14 protein-coding genes and 1 pseudogene are annotated in these 18,612 nt (G+C 64.9%); 1 reads left to right on the top strand and 14 read right to left on the bottom strand.

From position 1 onward, the window contains the following. Window positions 1–27: 27 nt before the first annotated feature. Together ACQCSZ_RS23420 and ACQCSZ_RS23415 are read right to left on the bottom strand one after the other, a co-directional pair. The gene (locus ACQCSZ_RS23420) at window positions 28–2,064 is read right to left on the bottom strand and encodes an ABC transporter ATP-binding protein (RefSeq protein ID WP_427005974.1); all 2,037 of its coding nucleotides are present in this window, start codon (window positions 2,062–2,064) and stop codon (window positions 28–30) included. Then, the gene (locus ACQCSZ_RS23415; RefSeq protein ID WP_427005973.1) at window positions 2,061–3,800 is read right to left on the bottom strand and encodes an ABC transporter ATP-binding protein; all 1,740 of its coding nucleotides are present in this window, start codon (window positions 3,798–3,800) and stop codon (window positions 2,061–2,063) included. The genes ACQCSZ_RS23420 and ACQCSZ_RS23415 overlap by 4 nt, the downstream gene beginning before the upstream one ends. 154 nt (window positions 3,801–3,954) lie before the next feature. Here ACQCSZ_RS23415 and lhgO point away from each other — a divergent pair, with 154 nt between their 5' ends. Then, a complete protein-coding gene (gene lhgO, locus ACQCSZ_RS23410; protein ID WP_427005972.1) occupies window positions 3,955–5,166 on the top strand; it encodes an L-2-hydroxyglutarate oxidase in 1,212 nt (403 codons plus the stop codon). A gap of 350 nt (window positions 5,167–5,516) precedes the next feature. On the opposite strand, the pseudogene ACQCSZ_RS23405 reads toward lhgO, so the two are convergent. From ACQCSZ_RS23405 to ACQCSZ_RS23350, 12 genes and pseudogenes are all read right to left on the bottom strand, one after another. Further along, window positions 5,517–5,615 (bottom strand): annotated as a pseudogene (locus ACQCSZ_RS23405) (short-chain dehydrogenase); the annotation flags it as partial. 406 nt (window positions 5,616–6,021) lie between these two features. Next, on the bottom strand, window positions 6,022–7,050 hold the full coding sequence (locus ACQCSZ_RS23400; protein WP_427005971.1) for a 6-phosphofructokinase: 1,029 nt from the start codon (window positions 7,048–7,050) through the stop codon (window positions 6,022–6,024). 280 nt (window positions 7,051–7,330) lie between these two features. Then, the gene (gene tal, locus ACQCSZ_RS23395) at window positions 7,331–8,452 is read right to left on the bottom strand and encodes a transaldolase (RefSeq protein WP_427005970.1); all 1,122 of its coding nucleotides are present in this window, start codon (window positions 8,450–8,452) and stop codon (window positions 7,331–7,333) included. Window positions 8,453–8,646: 194 nt separating this feature from the next. Next, complete coding sequence (locus tag ACQCSZ_RS23390; protein WP_427005969.1) at window positions 8,647–8,928, bottom strand: HPr family phosphocarrier protein; 282 nt, start codon at window positions 8,926–8,928, stop codon at window positions 8,647–8,649. Between the two features lie 95 nt (window positions 8,929–9,023). Next, entirely contained in the window at window positions 9,024–10,547 is a 1,524-nt protein-coding gene (locus ACQCSZ_RS23385) for a PTS ascorbate transporter subunit IIC (protein WP_427005968.1), read from the bottom strand. Between the two features lie 40 nt (window positions 10,548–10,587). Next, on the bottom strand, window positions 10,588–10,860 hold the full coding sequence (locus tag ACQCSZ_RS23380; RefSeq protein ID WP_427005967.1) for a PTS sugar transporter subunit IIB: 273 nt from the start codon (window positions 10,858–10,860) through the stop codon (window positions 10,588–10,590). Between the two features lie 53 nt (window positions 10,861–10,913). After that, complete coding sequence (locus ACQCSZ_RS23375; RefSeq protein ID WP_427005966.1) at window positions 10,914–11,372, bottom strand: PTS sugar transporter subunit IIA; 459 nt, start codon at window positions 11,370–11,372, stop codon at window positions 10,914–10,916. 151 nt (window positions 11,373–11,523) lie between these two features. After that, window positions 11,524–12,537 carry a LacI family DNA-binding transcriptional regulator gene (locus ACQCSZ_RS23370; RefSeq protein WP_427005965.1) on the bottom strand — a complete coding sequence of 338 codons (1,014 nt, stop codon included), beginning with the start codon at window positions 12,535–12,537 and terminating at the stop codon, window positions 11,524–11,526. Between the two features lie 71 nt (window positions 12,538–12,608). Continuing rightward, window positions 12,609–13,268, bottom strand: a complete 660-nt coding sequence (locus ACQCSZ_RS23365) for a nucleoside/nucleotide kinase family protein (RefSeq protein WP_427005964.1) — start codon at window positions 13,266–13,268, stop codon at window positions 12,609–12,611. Between the two features lie 63 nt (window positions 13,269–13,331). After that, window positions 13,332–14,234 (bottom strand): rhamnose ABC transporter substrate-binding protein, encoded by a 903-nt coding sequence (locus tag ACQCSZ_RS23360; protein ID WP_427008436.1) that lies wholly within the window; start codon window positions 14,232–14,234, stop codon window positions 13,332–13,334. 184 nt (window positions 14,235–14,418) lie between these two features. Next, a complete protein-coding gene (locus tag ACQCSZ_RS23355; protein WP_427005963.1) occupies window positions 14,419–15,477 on the bottom strand; it encodes an ABC transporter permease in 1,059 nt (352 codons plus the stop codon). 2 nt (window positions 15,478–15,479) lie between these two features. Then, window positions 15,480–18,119, bottom strand: a complete 2,640-nt coding sequence (locus tag ACQCSZ_RS23350) for an ATP-binding cassette domain-containing protein (RefSeq protein WP_427005962.1) — start codon at window positions 18,117–18,119, stop codon at window positions 15,480–15,482. Window positions 18,120–18,612: the final 493 nt, after the last annotated feature.

Here is an 18,612-nt window from a genome sequence, read left to right as displayed (position 1 = left end):
CCACCAAGCGGCCAAGGAACAGCCCCGCTAAACCTCCGCCACCGGCGCCGCGAACTGCGCCGCATACAGCGCCGCGTAGGCCCCGCCCGCAGCCAGCAATTGGCCATGCGTGCCCTGCTCCACGATCCGTCCGGCCTCCATCACCAGGATGAGGTCGGCGTCGCGGATCGTGGAGAGCCGGTGCGCGATCACGAAGCTCGTCCGGTCGGACCGCAAAGCGCTCATCGCCTTCTGCACCAGCACCTCGGTGCGGGTGTCCACCGAGCTCGTGGCCTCGTCCAGGATCAGCACCGACGGCCGGGCCAGGAACGCCCTCGCAATGGTGAGCAGCTGCTTCTCGCCGGCCGACACATTGGAACCCTCGTCGTCGAGCACGGTGTCATAGCCTTCCGGCAGGGACCGCACGAACCGGTCCACATAGGTTGCCCGCGCCGCCTCCAGGATCTCCGCCTCGGACGCGGAAGGCCGGCCGTAGGCGATGTTGTCCCGGATCGACCCGCCGAACAGCCAGGTGTCCTGCAACACCATGCCCATCCGCGAGCGCAGCTCGTTGCGCGTCATCGCGGTGACGTCCACGCCGTCGAGCGTGATCCGCCCCGCATCCAGTTCGTAGAACCGCATCATCAGGTTCACCAGGGTGGTCTTCCCCGCCCCGGTGTGCCCCACGATCGCCACCGTCTGCCCCGGCTCCGCCACCAGGCTCAGATCCGCGATCAGCGGCTTGTCCGGCGAATAGGAGAACGAGACGTTCTCGAACACCAGCCGCCCGCGCAACGCCTCCGGCACCACCGAAGGTGAAGGATCCGCACCCTGCTCCTCCGTGTCCAGCAGCTCGAACACCCGCTCCGCCGAGGCCACCCCGGACTGCAGCAGGTTGGCCATGGACCCGAGCTGGGCCAGCGGCTGGGTGAACTGCCGGGAGTACTGGATGAAGGCCTGCACGTCGCCGAGCTGCATCGCACCCGAGGCCACCTGCAGCCCGCCCATCACGGCAATCCCCACGTAGACGAGGTTTCCGATGAAGGTCATGGCCGGCATGATCAGGCCGGAAATGAACTGCGCGCCGAAGCTGGCCTGGTACAGCTCCGTGTTCTTCCGCAGGAACCGCTCCTCCACCTCCCGCTGCCGCCCGAACACCTTCACCAGCGCGTGCCCGGTGTAGGTCTCCTCGATCTGCCCGTTCAGCTCGCCGGTGTGCTTCCACTGCGCCACGAACAGCTTCTGCGAGCGCTTGGCGATGACCGCCGTCGTCGCCAGCGTCAGCGGAATGGTCACCAGCGCAATGATGGCCAGCGTCGGCGAGAGGATGACCATCATCACGAGCACCCCCGCCACCGTCAGCAGGGACGTGACAGCCTGGCTGATGGACTGCTGCAGGCTCTGGGAGATGTTGTCGACGTCGTTGGTCACCCGGCTGAGCAGCTCGCCGCGCTGCACGGAATCGAAGTAGCGCAGCGGCAGCCGGTTGATTTTCGCCTCGATCCGTTCGCGCAGCCGGTACATGGTGCGCTGCACGACGCCGTTGAGCACGTACGCCTGCACCCAGCCGAACGCGGAGGCCAGCACATACAGCGCCAGCGCCCACAGCAGCACGGCGGACAGCGCGGTGAAGTCGATCCCGGTGCCGGGGGTCAGCGCCATGGCGCTGAGCATGTCCGCCTTCTGGTTATCCCCGGCGGCGCGCAGCTGCGCGATCAGCTGGGCCTTACTGACCCCGGGCGGGAGCTGCCTGGACACGACGCCGGAGAAGATCAGGTTGGTCCCCTCGCCGAGCAGCCGCGGCCCGATCACCGAGAACGTCACGCTGCCGACGGCGAGCACCAGGACCAGCACCAGCCAGAGCCGCTCCGGGCGCAGGGTCCCCAGCAGCCGTTTCGCCGAGGGCCAGAAGTTCATCGGCTTCTCCGCCGGGATGTTCATCCCCGCGAACGGTCCCCCGCGGCCCGGTCCGCCCGGCGGGCGCGGCGGCATGCGGACGACGGCGGGTTCCCCGCCGGGCCTGGAAGCGGCGGGCACGCCGGCGGCAGGTGCGGACGGGGTGGGGGCCTTGTCGGTGCGGCTCATACCGTCTCCTCCGCGGCCAGCTGCGAGTTCACGATCTCGCGGTACGTTTCCGAGGTGCCGAGCAGCTCGCTGTGCGTGCCGTGCGCGACGATCCGGCCGGCGTCGAGCACGAGGATCTGGTCGGCGTCGGCGATGCTGGACACGCGCTGGGCGATGATCACCAGGGTGGCGCCGGCGGTGTGCTGCCTGAGGGCCTGCCGGAGCCGGGCGTCCGTGGCGGTGTCCAGCGAGGAGAACGAGTCGTCAAAGATGTACAGCTCGGGCCGTTTCACCAGCGCCCGGGCGATCGCGATCCGCTGCCGCTGCCCGCCGGAGACGTTGGTGCCGCCCTGCGAGATCGGCGCGTCCAGGCCGCCCTCCATCTCGGCCACGAAGTCCTGCGCCTGCGCGATGGCCAGCGCCCGCCAGAGCTCCTCCTCGGTGGCGTCGGGTTTGCCGTAGAGCAGGTTGCTGCGGACCGTGCCCGAGAACAGGTAGGGCTTCTGCGGGACCAGGCCGATGTGCCCCCAGAGCAGGTCCGGGTGCAGCTCCTTCACGTCCACCCCGCCGATCCGCACCGAGCCGGACGTCGCGTCGAAGAGCCGGGGCATGAGGTTCACCAGGGTGGTCTTGCCCGAGCCCGTGCTGCCGATGATCGCCGTCGTCTGCCCGGCACGGGCGGTGAAGCCGATGCCGGCCAGGACCGGCCGCTCGGCACCCGGGTAGGCGAAGCCGACGTCGCTCATCTGAAGCTCGCCCCGTCCGGTGCCGCCGGCAAAGCCGAGCGGGTGCGCCGGCGGCCGGACGCTGGATTCGGTCCCCAGCACCTCGCCGATCCGGTCCGCCGAGACCGCCGCGCGCGGGATCATGATGGCCATGAACGTGGCCATCATGACCGACATCAGGATCTGCATCAGGTAGCTGAGGAAGGCGATCATGGTGCCCACCTGCATGGAGCCGTCCTCGATCCGGAACGCGCCGAACCAGATCACGGCCACGCTGGAGACGTTCAGGACCAGCATCACCACGGGGAACGCGAGCGCCATCAGCCGCCCGGCGCGCAGGGCCGTGTCCGTGACGTCCTCGTTGGCCTTCCCGAACCGGGCGGTCTCGATGTCCTCGCGGACGAAGGCGCGCACCACCCGGATGCCGGTGAGCTGTTCACGGAGCACCCGGTTGACGGCGTCGATCCGGGTCTGCATCAGCCGGAACAACGGGACCATCCGGGTGATGATCACCCCGATCCCGGCCAGCAGCACCGGCACGCTGACGGCGATGAGCCACGACAGCTGCACGTCCTGGCGGATGGCCATGATGACCCCGCCGATGCTGAGCATGGGCGCCGCGACCATCAGCGTGGCGGACATCAGCACGAGCTGCTGGACCTGCTGGACGTCGTTGGTGGAGCGGGTGATCAGGCTCGGCGCGCCGAAGCGCGTGACCTCCTGCTCGGAGAACTCCGCCACCCGCGTGAAGACCGCCCCGCGCAGGTCCCGGCCCAGGCCCATCGCCGCCTTCGCGCCGAAATACACTGCGGTGACGGCGCAGGCGATCTGCAGCAGCGTGATGACCAGCATCAGGGTGCCGGTGCGCAGGATGTACCCGGTATCCCCCTTCGCGACGCCCTCATCGATGATGTCCGCGTTCAGGGTGGGCAGGTACAGCGACGCGATGGACTGCGCCAGCTGGAACACGACGACGGCGGACAGCAGCCGCCGCTGCGGCCGCAGGTATTCAACGAGCAGTCTCCAGAGCATCCGGTCTCCAACCATGCCTGCATGCGCTTCGGGATCTTCACGCACGGTGATTCGAAGGCCAGTGTACGTCCGGATTCCGGGGGAAGACCCGGAGATTCTCCACCTGGTCGCGGTAGGGTCCATAGCAATTGGTTGACACGGGAGGCGGCGGCGCATGGCACATCGGATCGGCATCATCGGCGGGGGCATCGTGGGCATGGCGATCGCCCGGGCCTTGACCCGGGCCGGGGACTTCGAGGTCACCGTCCTGGAGAAGGAACACCGGGTGGCGGCGCACCAGACCGGCCACAACTCGGGGGTGGTCCACGCCGGCCTCTACTACCAGCCCGGCTCGCTCAAGGCCGTCCTCTGCGCCCGGGGCCGGGCCCTCACCCGCGACTACTGCCAGGACAAAGGCCTGCCCTACCGTGAACTCGGGAAGCTGGTGGTCGCCGTCACCGACGAGGAGCTCCCCCGGCTGGACGAGATCGAACGCCGCGCCAGGGAAAACCAGGTCCCCGGCGTGAAGCGGCTCGACGCCGCGCAGCTGCGGGAGATCGAGCCGCACGCCGCGGGCGTGGCCGCGGTCCACTCGCCGGAAACCGCCGTCGTGGACTACGCGGCGATCACCGAAGCCCTCGCGCAGGACGTGCGGCAAGGCGGCGGGTCCGTGCTGCTGGGCCAGGAGGTCGTGGCCGTGAAGAACGCGGCCGGACTCGTGCAGGTGTCCACTCCGGCCGGCACGCACACCTTCGACCGCCTGGTGGTGTGCGCGGGGCTGCAGTCCGATCTGGTGGCGAAACTGGTGGGGGCCAGCCCGTCCCCCGCGATCCTGCCGTTCCGCGGCGAATACTGGGTGATGGCCGCCGAGCGGAGCCACCTGGTGAACGGCATGATCTACCCGGTCCCGGATCCGCGCTTCCCCTTCCTGGGCGTGCACTTCACCCGCGGCGTCTACGACGACGTCCACGTGGGCCCCAACGCGGTGCCGGCCCTGGCGCGGGAAGGCTACTCGTGGGGCCGGGTGTCGCTGAAGGACACGCTGGCGTCGCTGAGCTGGCCCGGGGCGCCGGCCCTGGCGCGGAAACACTGGCGGATGGGGGCCCGGGAAATTTCGGCGTCGCTGCTCAAACCGCTGTACTTCCGGCAGGCCCGGCAGTTCCTGCCCGCCCTGAAACCCAGCGACCTGGCGGCGAAGGCCGGCGCGGGGGTCCGGGCCCAGGCCTGGGACGCGGACGGGTCCCTGCTCGACGATTTCGCCGTGGACCGGCTCGGCGCCGTCACCCTGCTGCGCAATGCGCCCTCCCCGGCCGCGACCTCCGCCCTGGCGATCGCCGACCATGTCCTGGAGCACTACCTGCAGATCGCCAGGCATCCGCTGCCGTAGCCGGCACCCGGACAGGCCTTGCCCTGCAGGCCGAGTCCGGAGCACGGGCGACGCCGGACGCCGTCCTCCGGCACTGGGTCATGGGCCACCGGCGGGCCGCGGAGGCCGTCGGGCGTACCGAGCAAACCCTGTAGGTGGGCTGGTTCGGACCTCCAATGGTGCCTGCTGCAGCAATCAGCGCCCGCATTATTCGCAAGCCACCCTAATTGCCGAATTTGGTCATTGCGTAGATCCGCGAGGGGCATTTCGTGGTCCTCTTCGGTGTCGCAGGCGGCGATGCCGCTTCGATGGGCCCGGGGCGCCGTGGTCATGCTTGTGTCATGACCACGGCGACATCAGGGTGTCGTATACGCGTTCGTCGTCATCGCCGTGTCGACATAGCCGACGTGCGCGCCGACGACGTGGACGCCTTCGGGGGCCAGCTCCAGGCGCAGCGAGTTGGTTGCCGATGCCGCAATTGGCGCCGGTGACGAGGACGATTGCTCCATTGAGTGTGGGCATGTTCACGGTCTTTCTATTACGGGCGCGCCCTCAACGTCGGGCCAACTGGCCTTCAAGACGAACAGGATGCCTGTTACTGGAGAAATCTGAAGGCACTCCATTTGGCGGGTCTGAGTCGACAGTCGTCGTGGTGCTGTGCCGCGAAGAACGGCTTCCGCTTCGAACCTGCCCGGTGAACGGCGGGAGCGTTGCAGGAGAGGCAGACAAGCATTTTACGATGGCGGTTCTGCCATTGGTGGTCCTTTTGACTGAACTCCTGTGCGTCCCAGTCGTGTCCGTCCAGAAGACTCTTAGCACGTTTCATCGCTCTTCCTTTTGGTCTGAATGGAAATTGACTGCCGTCTTGCCTGGCACTTAGCCGAAAAGGAGACTTGCTTCGTCCCATCGTTCCTGAGGTACGGTTTTCAGGCTCCCCAGGGCGGTATCGAAATCAATCGATTCGATTGACGTTCCCTTGAGGGAGACCATGGTCCCCCAGCGGTTGTGCGCCACAGAGTCGACTGCGGCCATGCCCAGCCGTGTGGCCAGGACGCGGTCGAATGCAGAGGGCACTCCCCCACGTTGAATGTGGCCGAGCACGGTAGCGCGGGTCTCGATTCCAGTCCGTGCCTCGATTTCGGGGGCGAGCTTTTCGCCAATTCCGCCCAAGCGCGGCCGTCCGAAGGTATCTAGTCCTCGATCGGAGTGCGCAGCCTCCTGGCCTTGTTCGATGAATCCCTCCGCCACGACTACCAGGGGCGCACGTCCGCGCCGCTGGGCGTCCTGGACCCACGTCGCGATCTGGGCTGCCGATACTGGTTGTTCAGGGATGAGAATGGCGTGGGCCCCTGCTGCCATGCCCGCGTGGAGGGCGATCCAGCCGGCATGGCGTCCCATGACTTCTGCGACCATGCATCGGTGGTGTGATTCACCGGTGGTTCGCAGCCTGTCGATGGCTTCTGTGGCAATCTGGACGGCGGTGTCGAAACCGAACGTGTAGTCGGTAGCTGCCAGGTCGTTGTCCACAGTCTTCGGAACACCGACAATGTTGAGGCCCTCTTGCGACAGGCGCTGGGCCGCGGCCAGGGTTCCTTCCCCGCCGATGGCAATGAGGGCGTCGATGCCCAATGATTCGAGGGTCAATTTTATGTTGTGGGCGCCGCCGTTGGGTCCGTCGAACGGATTCGTCCGCGAGGTTCCCAGGATGGTGCCTCCCTGTTTGGAGATTCCTCGTACTTTTTCTCTGGGAAGTTCCAGCACCTCCCCGTCCACTACTCCGCGCCATCCGTCGCGGAATCCGACGAAGGTGTGGCCGTAGGCCTTGATGCCTTTGAGCACGGCCCCGCGGATGACCGCATTTAGTCCGGGGCAGTCGCCACCGCTGGTCAGGATACCTATTTTCATGCTTGGATCTTTCTTCATGCTGGGTGTGGAGTGGAGGCGGCCGCCGCCAGGTCCTGGCGTCCTGTGGCGGCTGCTATCTGCAGGAATTCCGATCGGCCGATGCGACTGGTCTTCTTGTCCTGGTGGTCAAGGGCCGTTCGATGAGTTCTGACCAACTGAACAGGTCGAACCCAAGGTATGGACGCGCGCGAACATCGAGTCCGATGCCGTTGCCGTGCTGCGGCTATCAGACATGGGGGTGGCCGGCGCTCAGGGCGGCGGAGTTGAGCCAAGTTGGTGCTTAAGTGGAGGCGTTCCGGGCAGTGGCGAGAGCTTCCTCAACGTCGGCGAGCAGTTCCTTCCAGCTGGCTACGAACTTCTCCAGGCCTTCGGATTCCAGCTGTGCCACGACGTCGATGTAGGAAACGCCCACGCTCTCCAGTTCGCTGAGGACCGCGACCGCATCGTTGAAGTGTGCGGAAACCGTGTCTCCGGCAATGACACCGTGGTCGAACGCGGCGTTCAGGGTCTTCTCCGGCATGGTGTTCACAACGCCCGGTGCCACGAGTTCGGTGACGTACATGGTGTCCGGGTAAGCCAGATCCTTCACCCCGGTGGAAGCCCACAACGGACGCTGCGGCAGGGCGCCGGCTTCCGCCAAAGGCGCCCAGCGGTGGGTGGAGAAAAGCTCCTCGTAGACCTGGTAGGCCAGGCGGGCGTTGGCAATGCCTGCCATTCCTTTAAGCGACTTGGCCTGGAGGGTGCCGATGGCGTCCAGGCGCATGTCGGTTTCCAGGTCCACGCGGGAGACGAAGAAGGACGCCACGGAGTGGATCCTGGAGAGGTCGTGGCCGTTGTCCCTGGCCTGCTCCAGGCCCGACTGGAAGGCGTTGATGACGCCGCGGTAGCGTTCCAGCGAGAAGATCAGGGTGACGTTGACGCTGATGCCCTCAGCCAGGGTGGCCGTGATGGCTTCGAGGCCTTCGAGGGTTGCCGGGATCTTGATCAGGACGTTGTCCTTGTTGACCTTCTTGTAGAGGTGCCTGGCTTCGGCGATGGTGCCAGCGGTGTCCCAGGCGAGGCGGGGATCCACTTCGATGGACACGCGGCCATCAACACCCTTGGTGGCGGCGGCGACGGGAGCGAACAGATCGCAGGCGTCGGCCACGTCGGTGGTGGTGATTTCGAAGACGGTCTCTTCAACGGTGGCGCCAGCCGCGGCCTGGGCGGCGATGACGGCGTCGTAGTCCGTGCCTGCGGTGATGGCGGCGTGGAAGATGCTGGGGTTGGTGGTGACACCGACAACGTTCTTCTCTTCGATCAGCTTGCGCAGCGTGCCGGTGGTGAGGCGGCCGCGGGAGAGGTCATCGAGCCAGATCGAGACGCCGGCGTCGGAGAGCTGCTGGGTGGGGTTGGTCGTCATGTCAAAGCTCCTGTGGATATCTGGTGTTTCGGATTGGCAGCAGCGTCCGATCAGGTCTCGTGGGGGCGCCGCTTGTCATGGTCATGTGTTTTTGGTGGGTCTGCCGGGAGCAGGTGCTCCCGGCAGACCGGGTGTGGGTGCTGCCGCCGGTCCCGGCCGGCTATCGGTCTCAGCGGCAGCATTCCTGGGTGCCCTTAGCTGCGTGCGTCGTGGTCTGCCTGGAGGATCTGCACCAGTGCATCCAGTGCGTTATCGGCGCCGGTTCCTTCGGCGCGGAGCACGACCGTGGTGCCGTGGGTTGCGCCCAAGCCCATGAGCGAGAGCATGCTTGAGGCGTCAACTGCTTCGCTGTCCGGGGCGCCTTCGACTGAGATGGTCACTTCGAGGGGAAGTTTGCCGGCTGCTTCGGCGAAGATAGCGGCGGGGCGGGCATGCAGACCCACCCGGCTTGCAATGGTGGTAGTGCGTTCTGTCATCGTTATGGTCCTTTGTGTGGATGGGGTGGTGGCGTCAGAAGGCGCATGCCTTCACTCGTTTCGGGGCGAGGGCGGCGCTAGGCGATTCCGGCGGGTTATGACGCCGGGCTTTGGGCCTTCTCCTTCTGGGCAGTCTCTTTTGCGGCTGCCTTTTCCGCGGCTTCGGCTGCCTTTTCCTCGGCGATCCAGGCGTCCCGCTTGGCGCCGGGAATCCATCCGGTGTTGACGACCTTGAGTTGGAAGATGATGGCGGATGTGACCAGCGCGACGGCGATCAGGATGGTCAGTACGGCGCCGACGGCGGTGCCGCCCCGGAGGCTCAGACCGATGAGCGTGCCGAACCAGCCGAAGTCGGAGTCACCGAAGGTGCTGTTGGACAGGCCGAACTGGCCCAGTACCAGGAGGAGAATGGCGGGAAGGATCGTGATGATCACACCGTTGACGAAGCCGCCAAGAGCAGCGCCGCGCCGGCCGCCGGTTGCATTTCCGTAGACTCCGGCGCCGCCGCCGGTGAAGAAGTGCGGAACCATGCCGGGAAGGATGAGCGCCAGGCCGAAGACCGGGTTCAGCCAGAGCGCCAGGAGGCCGAGTGCGAGGAGTCCGCCTGCGAATGAGCTCAGGAACCCGATCAGCACGGCGTTCGCACCGAAGGGGAACACAATGGGGATGTCGAGGGCGGGTTTGGCGCCCGGGACGACTTTTTCTGCGATTCCCTGGAAGGCGGGGACGAGTTCGCCAAGGACGGTGCGGACACCATAGAGAATGATAGCCACCCCGACTCCGAACTGGAGTGCCTGGGCGAAGCCTGCCATGACAAATGCCCCGGCATCACCGGCCTTGAAAATTCCCAGCGCTTTGTCCAGCGGCAGTGCGATGAGGCCCCAAATGGTGAAGACCATGTAGATAAGAACCATTGAAAGGGACGTGGCGACCATGGAGTCACGGAGGAATTTGAGTCCCTGCGGGAACTGGATTTCCTCGGCCGATTTGCTGCGGCGCCCGACGGCTTGGCCTGCGGCGCCGGCGGCGATGTATCCGAGCGAACCGAAGTGACCTATGGCGATGGCGTCGTTTCCGGTGATTTTCTTCGTCCAGGGGTGGAGGAACGCGGGCATGACCACCATGATGACGCCGAGCAGGACTGCGCCGATCAGGACTACAAGCCAGCCGAGGTTCTCCCCGAAACCAACGGAGAGTACGACGGTGATCATGGTTGCCATGAACACCATGTGGTGCCCGGTCAGGAACACGTACTTCAGCGGGGTGAACCGTGCCAGGACGAGCATGATGAGGAAGCCAAGGGTCAGCACGTAGGCGCTTTGTGCGCCGAACTGCTTTTGGGCCATTGCTGTAATGACCTCGTTGGTCGGGATGACGCCCTGGGCGCCTGTCACTGCGAGGATGAGCTTACCGAGCGGGTCCAGGGAACCGACCACAACGGTGGCCCCGGCGCCGAGGATCAGGAAGCCTACGGCTGCCTTGAGGGCACCGCCGATGACCTGGCCTGCGTTTCGCCGCAGCGCCATCAGGCCGATGGCGGTAATGATGCCAATGAGGTAGGCGGGCACGTTCAGGATCTGTTGCCCGATGAAATTGAGGATGACTACGAGCCACTCCATAGCGGGTGCTCCTTTTCCGTTTTAGGTATGGGGTGGACGGTTACTGGACGGTTTCGGTGAGCTTCGCTTCGATTTCGTCGAGATCGAAGAAGTTGTCGATGATGATGACCTTCGCGGGGACCTGTCCGAGTTCGCCGGCGAGTTCATCGGAGGTGAGGACGATTTGGGCGGTCTGTGCCGCGCCCTTCGCGACGCCGATGTCGGCGGCTTCGACGTCCGCGTCGATTCCGAGCTTTGCGAGGACTTTTTCCGCGTTCATCTTGAGCAGAATTGAGGTGCCAATGCCCATGCCGCACACTGCAACGATTTTCATGGTGGTGCCTTTCATTAAGGTGGATCCGGATGTCTGTGGGTGTTGGTTCAAGATCAGGAAGCCGAGGCGGCTTCACCGAGGATCGTGCGCACTTCGTCGTCCGTGGTGGCTGCCTCCAGACGCGCCCGGACGGCTTTGTCGGAGAGCACACCGGCCACTGCCTTCAGGACGTCGATGTGGGTGGTGTGGTCAACGGCCGCCAGCCCGATGACCAGGGTTACGGGATCATTTTTCGGGTGCCCGAACTCCACTGGCGTTTTGAGACTGACCCAGCTGAGTCCGCCGTGGAGGACGGCGTCGGAGGGGCGTGCGTGGGCGAGAGCGATTCCAGGTGCGATGACGATGTAGGGACCGTGCTCCACGACGGCGGCAATCATTTGGTCCGTGTACTCATCAGTCGTCGCCCCTCCCGCAACGAGGCCGTCGCCGGAAAGGCGGATGGCTTCACGCCAGTCGGCTGCGGTTGCTTTCGTCGAGATGGAGCAGAGGGATTCAGCGAGGTTGAGGGCCATGAGAGAACTCTTTCCTTGAGGTTTTGGGCAGGGGGCATCGCGGAGGCGCGGCGTGGGCGGTGCTGGAGGTGAAGCGGGCACGACGGCATGGCCGCGGCGTCCGTGCAGGTCTAGGTGTTAGCGGGGAGGTGTGTTGGCCGCGGGACGGCGGTCAGATGCCGGTTCCGCCGGAGTCCCGGACGATGAGCCGGGGAGAGAGGCGTACTTCGCGGGGTTTGAGATCGGGTTCCCGGAGCCGTTGGAACAGCATTTCGGCGGCAAGGGTTCCGAGTTCTTCGATGGGCTGGGCCATGACGGTCAGGCGGGGGTGGAACAGGTCTGCCCAGGGGAAGTCGTCGAAGGCCACGAGGGCTATGTCATCCGGTACCTGCAGGCCGAGGTCCCGGAGGGCTGCCATGGCTCCGATGGTCATTTGGTTGTTACCCGTGATGAGCGCGGTAGGTGGTGATTCCAGTGCCATCAGCGCCTTGATGGCCTGCCGTGCGGGTTCGGCTTCGGAGTGTCCGTCCCGGATGAGGGTCTCGTCGACGCCGAGTCCGGCCTGTCGCAGGCCGAGGAGGTAGCCGTTGACTCTTTCGACCGTGGTGCGAAGCCCTGGCCGGCCGGAGACCATGGCGATGCGGCGGTGGCCCCTTTCGGCCAGGTGCCGGACCAGTTCCGCGGTGGGCTCGGTGTTTTCAACGCCGATCGCGTCTACGGGCTGCGACGGGTCCAGATGCTCGGGGACCCTGTCAATGAGGATGGTGGGGATTTTCCGGCGTGAGATCTGTCGCAAGGCTTCCTGCGGGTCCGCCGAGGGGGCAAGGATGATTCCGTCGGGACGGTGGGCGAGGAGGTCGCGGACGGCGCGGAGCTCCCGGTCGGGATCATCGTGGGTATCGGCCAGGAGGAGGCTGTAGCCCAGATCGGTGACATGTTTTTCGATGGAGTGGACCACTTCACCGAAGTACGGGTTCGACATTGCCGAGATGGCAAGGCCGATCGAGTGTGTTTTGCCGGTGCGCAGGGACTTCGCGATCCCGTCATTGAGATAACCGGTTGCCTCGATCGCTGCGGCAACGGCCCTCTCAGTTTCCGGGGCGATGCGGCGGGTCTTGTTCACCACATGGGAGACCGTGGTCTGTGAAACGCCGGCGACCTGTGCCACGTCGCTCATGGTTACCATGTGATCTCCTTCCGCTGCATTCATTGTTCCATCTGCCTGCTTTTCCCGTTGCACGACGGGCGGTGGGGCCGTCATGAAAGCCTGATGACGAGGTCGGCCGTGTGCCGGGTGGTCCGGATGAATTCCGCGTTTGGTTCATCGGACCGGTGTACCCATTCCACTGCTCTGGCCAGTGCCTTGCCGAAGTGGACGTGCCGGTCAACGAGTCTGGCTACCCGGATCTCGTCAGGGGTTTCCAGGTACCAGACCTGGTCCAGTTCGGCACGGACCGCCTGCCACCGGGGATCGGGAGCCAGCAGGTAGTTTCCTTCCGTGATGATCACGGGAAGTTCCCGGGGCACGGCGATGGACGCCGCGATGGGCTCTTCGAGTCCTCGGCGGTACAGCGGCGCGTAGACAACATCTTCGTCGCGGGACCTGATCCGCTGAAGCAGGGACCGGTAGCCGCCGACATCGAAAGTGTCGATCGCGCCTTTACGGTCAAGCTTCGGGGAATCCTTGATGACCTCGTGACCGAGGTGGAAGCCGTCCATGGGCACTACTACCGCACGGTCGCTGCCCAGCCGGTCCGCGAGCTGGTCGGCGAAGGTGGACTTGCCAGCCCCCGGCGCCCCGCACAGGCCAAGGATCATCCGCGACCCGGGTGCCAGGTTGCCCAGGATCCGTTGGGCCAGCTGGTCCACGTCAGTCTCCAGGATCTCTGGAAACGGCCGCTGCTTGCTCAGCTCCATGACTTAACTCCTTGTAGTTGGTGCCTGCGGCCGGCCGGGATGCCCGGCCAGCCGCAGGGGATTTCAGAACGCGAATTCGTTCACGTTCGCGGTGGTGACGATCTTGGCCGGTCCGAGGATGACGGTCTTCTCATCGCCCACCGTGTAGGAACCCAGCTTGCCGGCATCGAACTTTTCGCTGGCTTTTCCGGTCACGGTGCAGCTCGCGGCGGCCTTGGCGGCGTAGAAGGACAGGTAGCCCAGATCGGTGACGTTCCACCAGATGTCCTGGACATTACCGGTCTGGATCTGCTTCTTGATCAGGGACGCCGGTGCCAGTCCGGTCAGTTTGACCTTGCCCAAGGCGCCGATTTCATCCAAGGCTGTTGCAGCCGCGGGCAGCGAAATTCCGGCCGGGACAATGATGCCCTTGAGATTGGGGTGGGTAGTGACCAGCTCTTTGGCCCGGTTGGCGCTGACGTCGGCCTTCTCTTCGCCATAGACAACGTCGACCAATTTCATGCCACTGAACTTCGCCTCGCTGGCGAGCCGCTTCTTGATGTCGGCGATCCAGGCGTTCTGATTGACCGCTGTCTGGGTCGAGGAGAGGATGGCGAACTCCCCCTTGCCGTCCAGGAGGTTGCTCATGCTGTCCAGCATCCCGGTTCCGAGTTCGTCGGTCTTGGCCTGGTTGATGAAAAGCGACCGCGCGTCGGGGGCGACGTCGGAGTCGAAGGTAATGACCTTGATGCCCTGGGCCTGGGCCTTCTTAAGCTCGGCGGCCGCACCGTTGAGGTCGCTGCCGGAGATGGCGATGACGTCAACCTTCTGGGAGATCAGCTGCTGGACAAACGGGATCTGTGCGGCCCCGGTTGCTTCGCTGGGCGAGGTGTACACGACCTTGTTGTTGCCGCCCAGTTCGGTGGCTGCCTTCTGGGCACCGTCCCTGACGGTAGTCATGTAGGGGTCGTCGCCCAGTTTGGGGATGTAGCCGACGGTGATGTTGTCCTTGGGGGTGCATGTTCCTCCTCCGGAGGCGGCTGTGCCTCCGGGGGGGGGTGCAGGCAGTCAATGCAAGGCTTGCGAGGCTAAGAACGGCAAGGCCCGACAGGGCAGCCCGTGCAGGTGTACGCATGTAAATCTCCTGTTATTTGGTGGGGGTTGTGGCTGGTTATTTGGCGGGCAGAACGGTTGTGGCTGGTTCGGGGGCCGGGTTGCCGAGCTTTTGGGCCCGGGTCCGGCGGCTGGCCAGCATGGATGAGGTTCGGTTGACGATGTTGGCCATCAGCAGGGAAACGATGAGGACAAGCCCGACGACGGCGGCCTGGCCGTAGGCGCCGAAGTTCTGCAGTTGGAGCATGCTGCGGATGGCGATGACGACGACCAGTGCCCAGAAGATGCCGGTCATTTTTCCCTTACCGCCGAGGAAGCTGACGCCACCGAGGAATACGACGGTGACCACGTCGAGTTCGTATCCGATGGCGCCGTCCGGCGCTGCCGAGGAGGTGATGCCGACGTGGATGATGCCGGCGAGGGCAGCGACGAGCCCGGAGGTGGCGAACAGCCGGAAGATGATCCGCGATTTCCTGACGCCGGAGTAGGAGGCCGTGTCGGGGTTGCCGCCGATGGCGAAGACGCGGCGGCCGAAGGGTGTCTTGTGCAGGACGATGTAGAAGACGGGCGCCATGAGCAGGAACGGAACAATGGCTGCGGGGATGTAGGTCCCGAGTATTGAGTCATTGCCCAGCGAGATGATTTCCGGCGGCATGTTGCTGATCGGCGTGCCTCCGACGAGCACGTAGCACAGCCCACGGAACAGGGCCAGGGTGCCCAGCGTGACCACGAGGGAGGGCAGACCGAGCACCGCCACGAAGAAGCCGTTGAGTGCGCCGCAGGCAAGTCCTACTGCCAGTGCCACGGCGACGGCGGCTAGCGTTGATCCGCCGGACTGGACAGTCAGGCCGAACGCGATGCCGGCCAGTCCGGCGGTGCTGGCGACGGAGATGTCGATTTCGCGGGCGATGATGAGGAACACCAGGGGCAGCACCATCAGTGCTTTCGCAGCCATGCGGGCAACGGAGGATCCCAGGTTGTAGCCATCGGCGAAGCCAGGGGTCGTGATGCTGGCGGTGATGATCAGGATAATGGCGAAGGCTCCGAGAAGCCCTTCCCAGGACAGGATCCGGGATTGGAGCCGGTGGGGCCATCCGGTGGTGGTTGATGTCGACATGGTCAGTGTCCTTTCGCCTTGTTCCGGCGGCTGTGGAGTACGACGTCCACGGAGACCGCGGCAATGATCGCGGCTCCGTAGACTGCCTGCAGATATTGGTCCGGTACGCCGGCGATGGTCAGGACCTTCCTGATGGCCAGAAGTCCCACCGTGCCGATCAGGACGCCGACGACGGTGCCGGACCCGCCTCGGAGGGCGACTCCGCCGACGACGACGCCGGCGATGATGGCTGTCTCCAGGCCGAAGGCCACCTGTCCGTCCACGAAGGGGTAATAGGACGCCCACATGGCGCCGACGGCGCCGGCGAGGAGTCCTGAGATGGTGAAAGCGGCCAGGGTGCGGCGTTTGGCGGGGATGCCGATGAGTTCCGCGCCGGCGGGGTTGGATCCGGCGAAATAGGTTTCGCGGCCCTTGGCAGTCCACCAGAGAATGAAGCCGGCCAGGGCAAATACGGCGATGGCGCTGAGCTGGACGGGGGAGATGCCGAGGATGGCCGTTTTGGTCATGGTGAGCCAGTCATGTGAAACCTGTTCGGGCTTGACGCGGTCTCCTGAGGAAACGATGCTCAAGACGCCCCGGTACAGAGCCAGCGTTCCAAGTGTCACCACGATGGAGGGGACTCCGCCGTAGGCGATGACTGCCCCGTTGATGAGGCCGCAGAACAGTCCGACCGCGAGGGCGACGCCGATGCCCAGAAGGATCGGAGCGTCCGGCACCGCCCGCATGGCCGCGGCGGAGCCGTACGCGGCAAGGCCGAGGGTAGAGGCGACGGAAAGGTCGATGTTCCGGGTGAGGATCACCAGCATCTGGCCGATCCCGACGATGCCGAGCATTGCCGAGTAGTCGGCCAGGTCGTGCAGGTTGTCGCCGGAGTAAAAGTTGGTGTTGAGCAGGCTCAGCGGTGCCACGACGGCCGCCAGCGCCAGCAGGAGTCCCAGTTCACGGCGTCCCAGTGCCTGCCGGGGCCAGGAGAGGTTGCGGTCCCACGCCGTATCCGCGGGCCGTTTAGTCCGCGCTGGTCGCGCCTCCGGCGGTTCCTTGCCGGCTGCTGGTTTAGCCGCGGTTGGCTTGGTGGTTCGTGTGGATGCGTGCAGGCCGGTGGCTGCGAGGCCGATGTCGTACTGGTTGGCGTGTTCGCGGTCGAATTCCGCGACGAGGTCGCCGTGTTTCATGACGTAGATCCGGTCGCATGCCCCAAGAAGCTCGGGCATGTCCGAGGAAATCAGCAGGATGGCGATCCCCTGCGCGGAGAGTTCCCGGATGATGCGGTGGACTTCGGCTTTGGCCTGCACGTCGATGCCTTGTGTGGGTTCATCCAGGATCAGCAGCGTCGGTTTCGTCGCCAGCCATTTGGCCAGGACAACTTTCTGCTGGTTGCCGCCCGAGAGGTTGCCGATCGGCTGGTCGTAGCCGGCGAACTTCAGTTTCATCCGCTCCAGGGGACCCTGCACCATGGCGAGTTCGGCTTTGGTGCTGATCAGTCCCCATTTTGTGGCCTTGCCGACGACGGGCAATGTGGCGTTGTCCAGGATCGTGAAGTCTTCGACGATGCTTTGGCCGCGGCGGTCCTCGGAGACGTAGGCGATCCCTTCGGAGATGGCGTGGGCCGCGGATTTGATGGTCCGCTCGTGGCCGTGGATCAGGATTTTGCCGGACGTCGGCCGTTCCATCCCGAAAATGGCACGCGCGACTTCGGTGCGGCCGCTGCCGATGAGCCCGGCCATTCCCACGACTTCGCCTGCGCGGACGCTCAGGTCGATATTTCTGAACTTTCCTGTGGAGGAGAGTCCCTGGAGTTCCAGGACGGTGTCTCCGAGTACGGCTGCAGACCGTTCGTACAGGTCGCCCAGCGCCCGGCCGACCATGAGCTTCACGATCTCTTCTTCGGTGACTTCCGATGTCCGGCAGGTGTCGACGACGGCGCCATCGCGAAGCACTGTCAGGCGGTCCGAAATTCTGAAGATTTCCTCAAGGCGGTGGCCGACGAACATCATCGCGACGCCTTGCTCCTTGAGCCGTTCGATGACCTCGAACAGGCGGTCCACTTCGGCGGTGGTCAGGGCCGCGGTCGGCTCATCCAGGATCAGGACCTTCGCTTCTGAGACCAGGGCTCTGGCGATCTCGACGAGCTGTTGCTCTGAGACGCGCAGAGAGCCGACGGGCATCGTCACGGTCCGTTCGAGCCCGAGCTGCGCCAGGACCTTTTGAGCCTCGGTCTTCATCCTCGTGTGATCCAGCAGACCCGTCCGTGAGCGCAGCGGCTGCCCGGCAAAAACGTTTTCCGCGATGGACAGATCAGCGAAGAGCCCAGGGTGCTGATGGACGACTGCCACGCCGTGCTTGTGCGCTTCCAGCGCAGTCGAAAAATGGACGTCCTCCCCCGCGATGCGGACGGTTCCGCCGTCGGGGTGATAGACGCCGCCAAGCATCTTCACGCAGGTGCTCTTTCCGGCACCGTTTTCACCCACGAGCGCCAGAACCTCTCCGGTGAACAGCTCGAATGACACCTCCGAGACGGCCACCGTCGAGCCAAAGATCTTCGAAACACCTGCGAGCTGGGCCGCCGCTACCGGGCCGTAGGCCTCAGGCTCGCTCTTCCCGCCCACGGCTGGGGCGGCATGGTTTGTCCGTGTTACATCCACGATGATGTCCTCCAAAGATCTCAACGGCCGGGCAATTCTTGAAGCAATCGAATGCGCATTCGTATGCGCGTTTAGGCAATCGTATGCGCATGTGACTTGGATTACAAGAGAGGCGGGATGCTCAGTTCATAAACATGGGGCTGATGCGCCAGGTGCGTCCCGGAGTCTGGTAGCACCGTCACTTGATTCCAAGAACCCGGACTATTTGAAAGACAACGTGGCATAACACCAGATGTCCTTGAAGCCACTGCCACCAAATGTCTCGTACCCTCCGTCGCGCGAGACTCTCGGATTGCAAGGCGCGATCCCGGCCTTCCACGCAGATAACTCCCGGTCCACTAGATACCGAGACGACGTCGTGTCCGCCTGGGAAATGAGAAGCCACAGCGTAACCAGAGCGGGACGACTCTTTACCTCCGGCGGCGGCGTGTGCCTGCTTAATCACCGGGCTGGTTCGTCCCCTGGAGCGGGCGTTCCCTCCACTGCGGACGGA

The sequence above is a fragment of the Pseudarthrobacter sp. H2 genome (genome assembly GCF_050157045.1).
Taxonomy (GTDB): domain Bacteria; phylum Actinomycetota; class Actinomycetes; order Actinomycetales; family Micrococcaceae; genus Arthrobacter.
Note: the sequence above shows the minus strand (reverse complement) of the source record. Positions and strands in the feature narration are given on the sequence as shown.

Coding starts and splice junctions, on each gene's coding strand:
- ACQCSZ_RS23420 (WP_427005974.1), bottom strand. CDS start 2,064: ATGAGCCGCACCGACAAGGCCCCCACCCCGTCCGCACCTGCCGCCGGC.
- ACQCSZ_RS23415 (WP_427005973.1), bottom strand. CDS start 3,800: ATGCTCTGGAGACTGCTCGTTGAATACCTGCGGCCGCAGCGGCGGCTG.
- lhgO (WP_427005972.1), top strand. CDS start 3,955: ATGGCACATCGGATCGGCATCATCGGCGGGGGCATCGTGGGCATGGCG.
- ACQCSZ_RS23400 (WP_427005971.1), bottom strand. CDS start 7,050: ATGAAAATAGGTATCCTGACCAGCGGTGGCGACTGCCCCGGACTAAAT.
- tal (WP_427005970.1), bottom strand. CDS start 8,452: ATGACGACCAACCCCACCCAGCAGCTCTCCGACGCCGGCGTCTCGATC.
- ACQCSZ_RS23390 (WP_427005969.1), bottom strand. CDS start 8,928: ATGACAGAACGCACTACCACCATTGCAAGCCGGGTGGGTCTGCATGCC.
- ACQCSZ_RS23385 (WP_427005968.1), bottom strand. CDS start 10,547: ATGGAGTGGCTCGTAGTCATCCTCAATTTCATCGGGCAACAGATCCTG.
- ACQCSZ_RS23380 (WP_427005967.1), bottom strand. CDS start 10,860: ATGAAAATCGTTGCAGTGTGCGGCATGGGCATTGGCACCTCAATTCTG.
- ACQCSZ_RS23375 (WP_427005966.1), bottom strand. CDS start 11,372: ATGGCCCTCAACCTCGCTGAATCCCTCTGCTCCATCTCGACGAAAGCA.
- ACQCSZ_RS23370 (WP_427005965.1), bottom strand. CDS start 12,537: ATGGTAACCATGAGCGACGTGGCACAGGTCGCCGGCGTTTCACAGACC.
- ACQCSZ_RS23365 (WP_427005964.1), bottom strand. CDS start 13,268: ATGGAGCTGAGCAAGCAGCGGCCGTTTCCAGAGATCCTGGAGACTGAC.
- ACQCSZ_RS23355 (WP_427005963.1), bottom strand. CDS start 15,477: ATGTCGACATCAACCACCACCGGATGGCCCCACCGGCTCCAATCCCGG.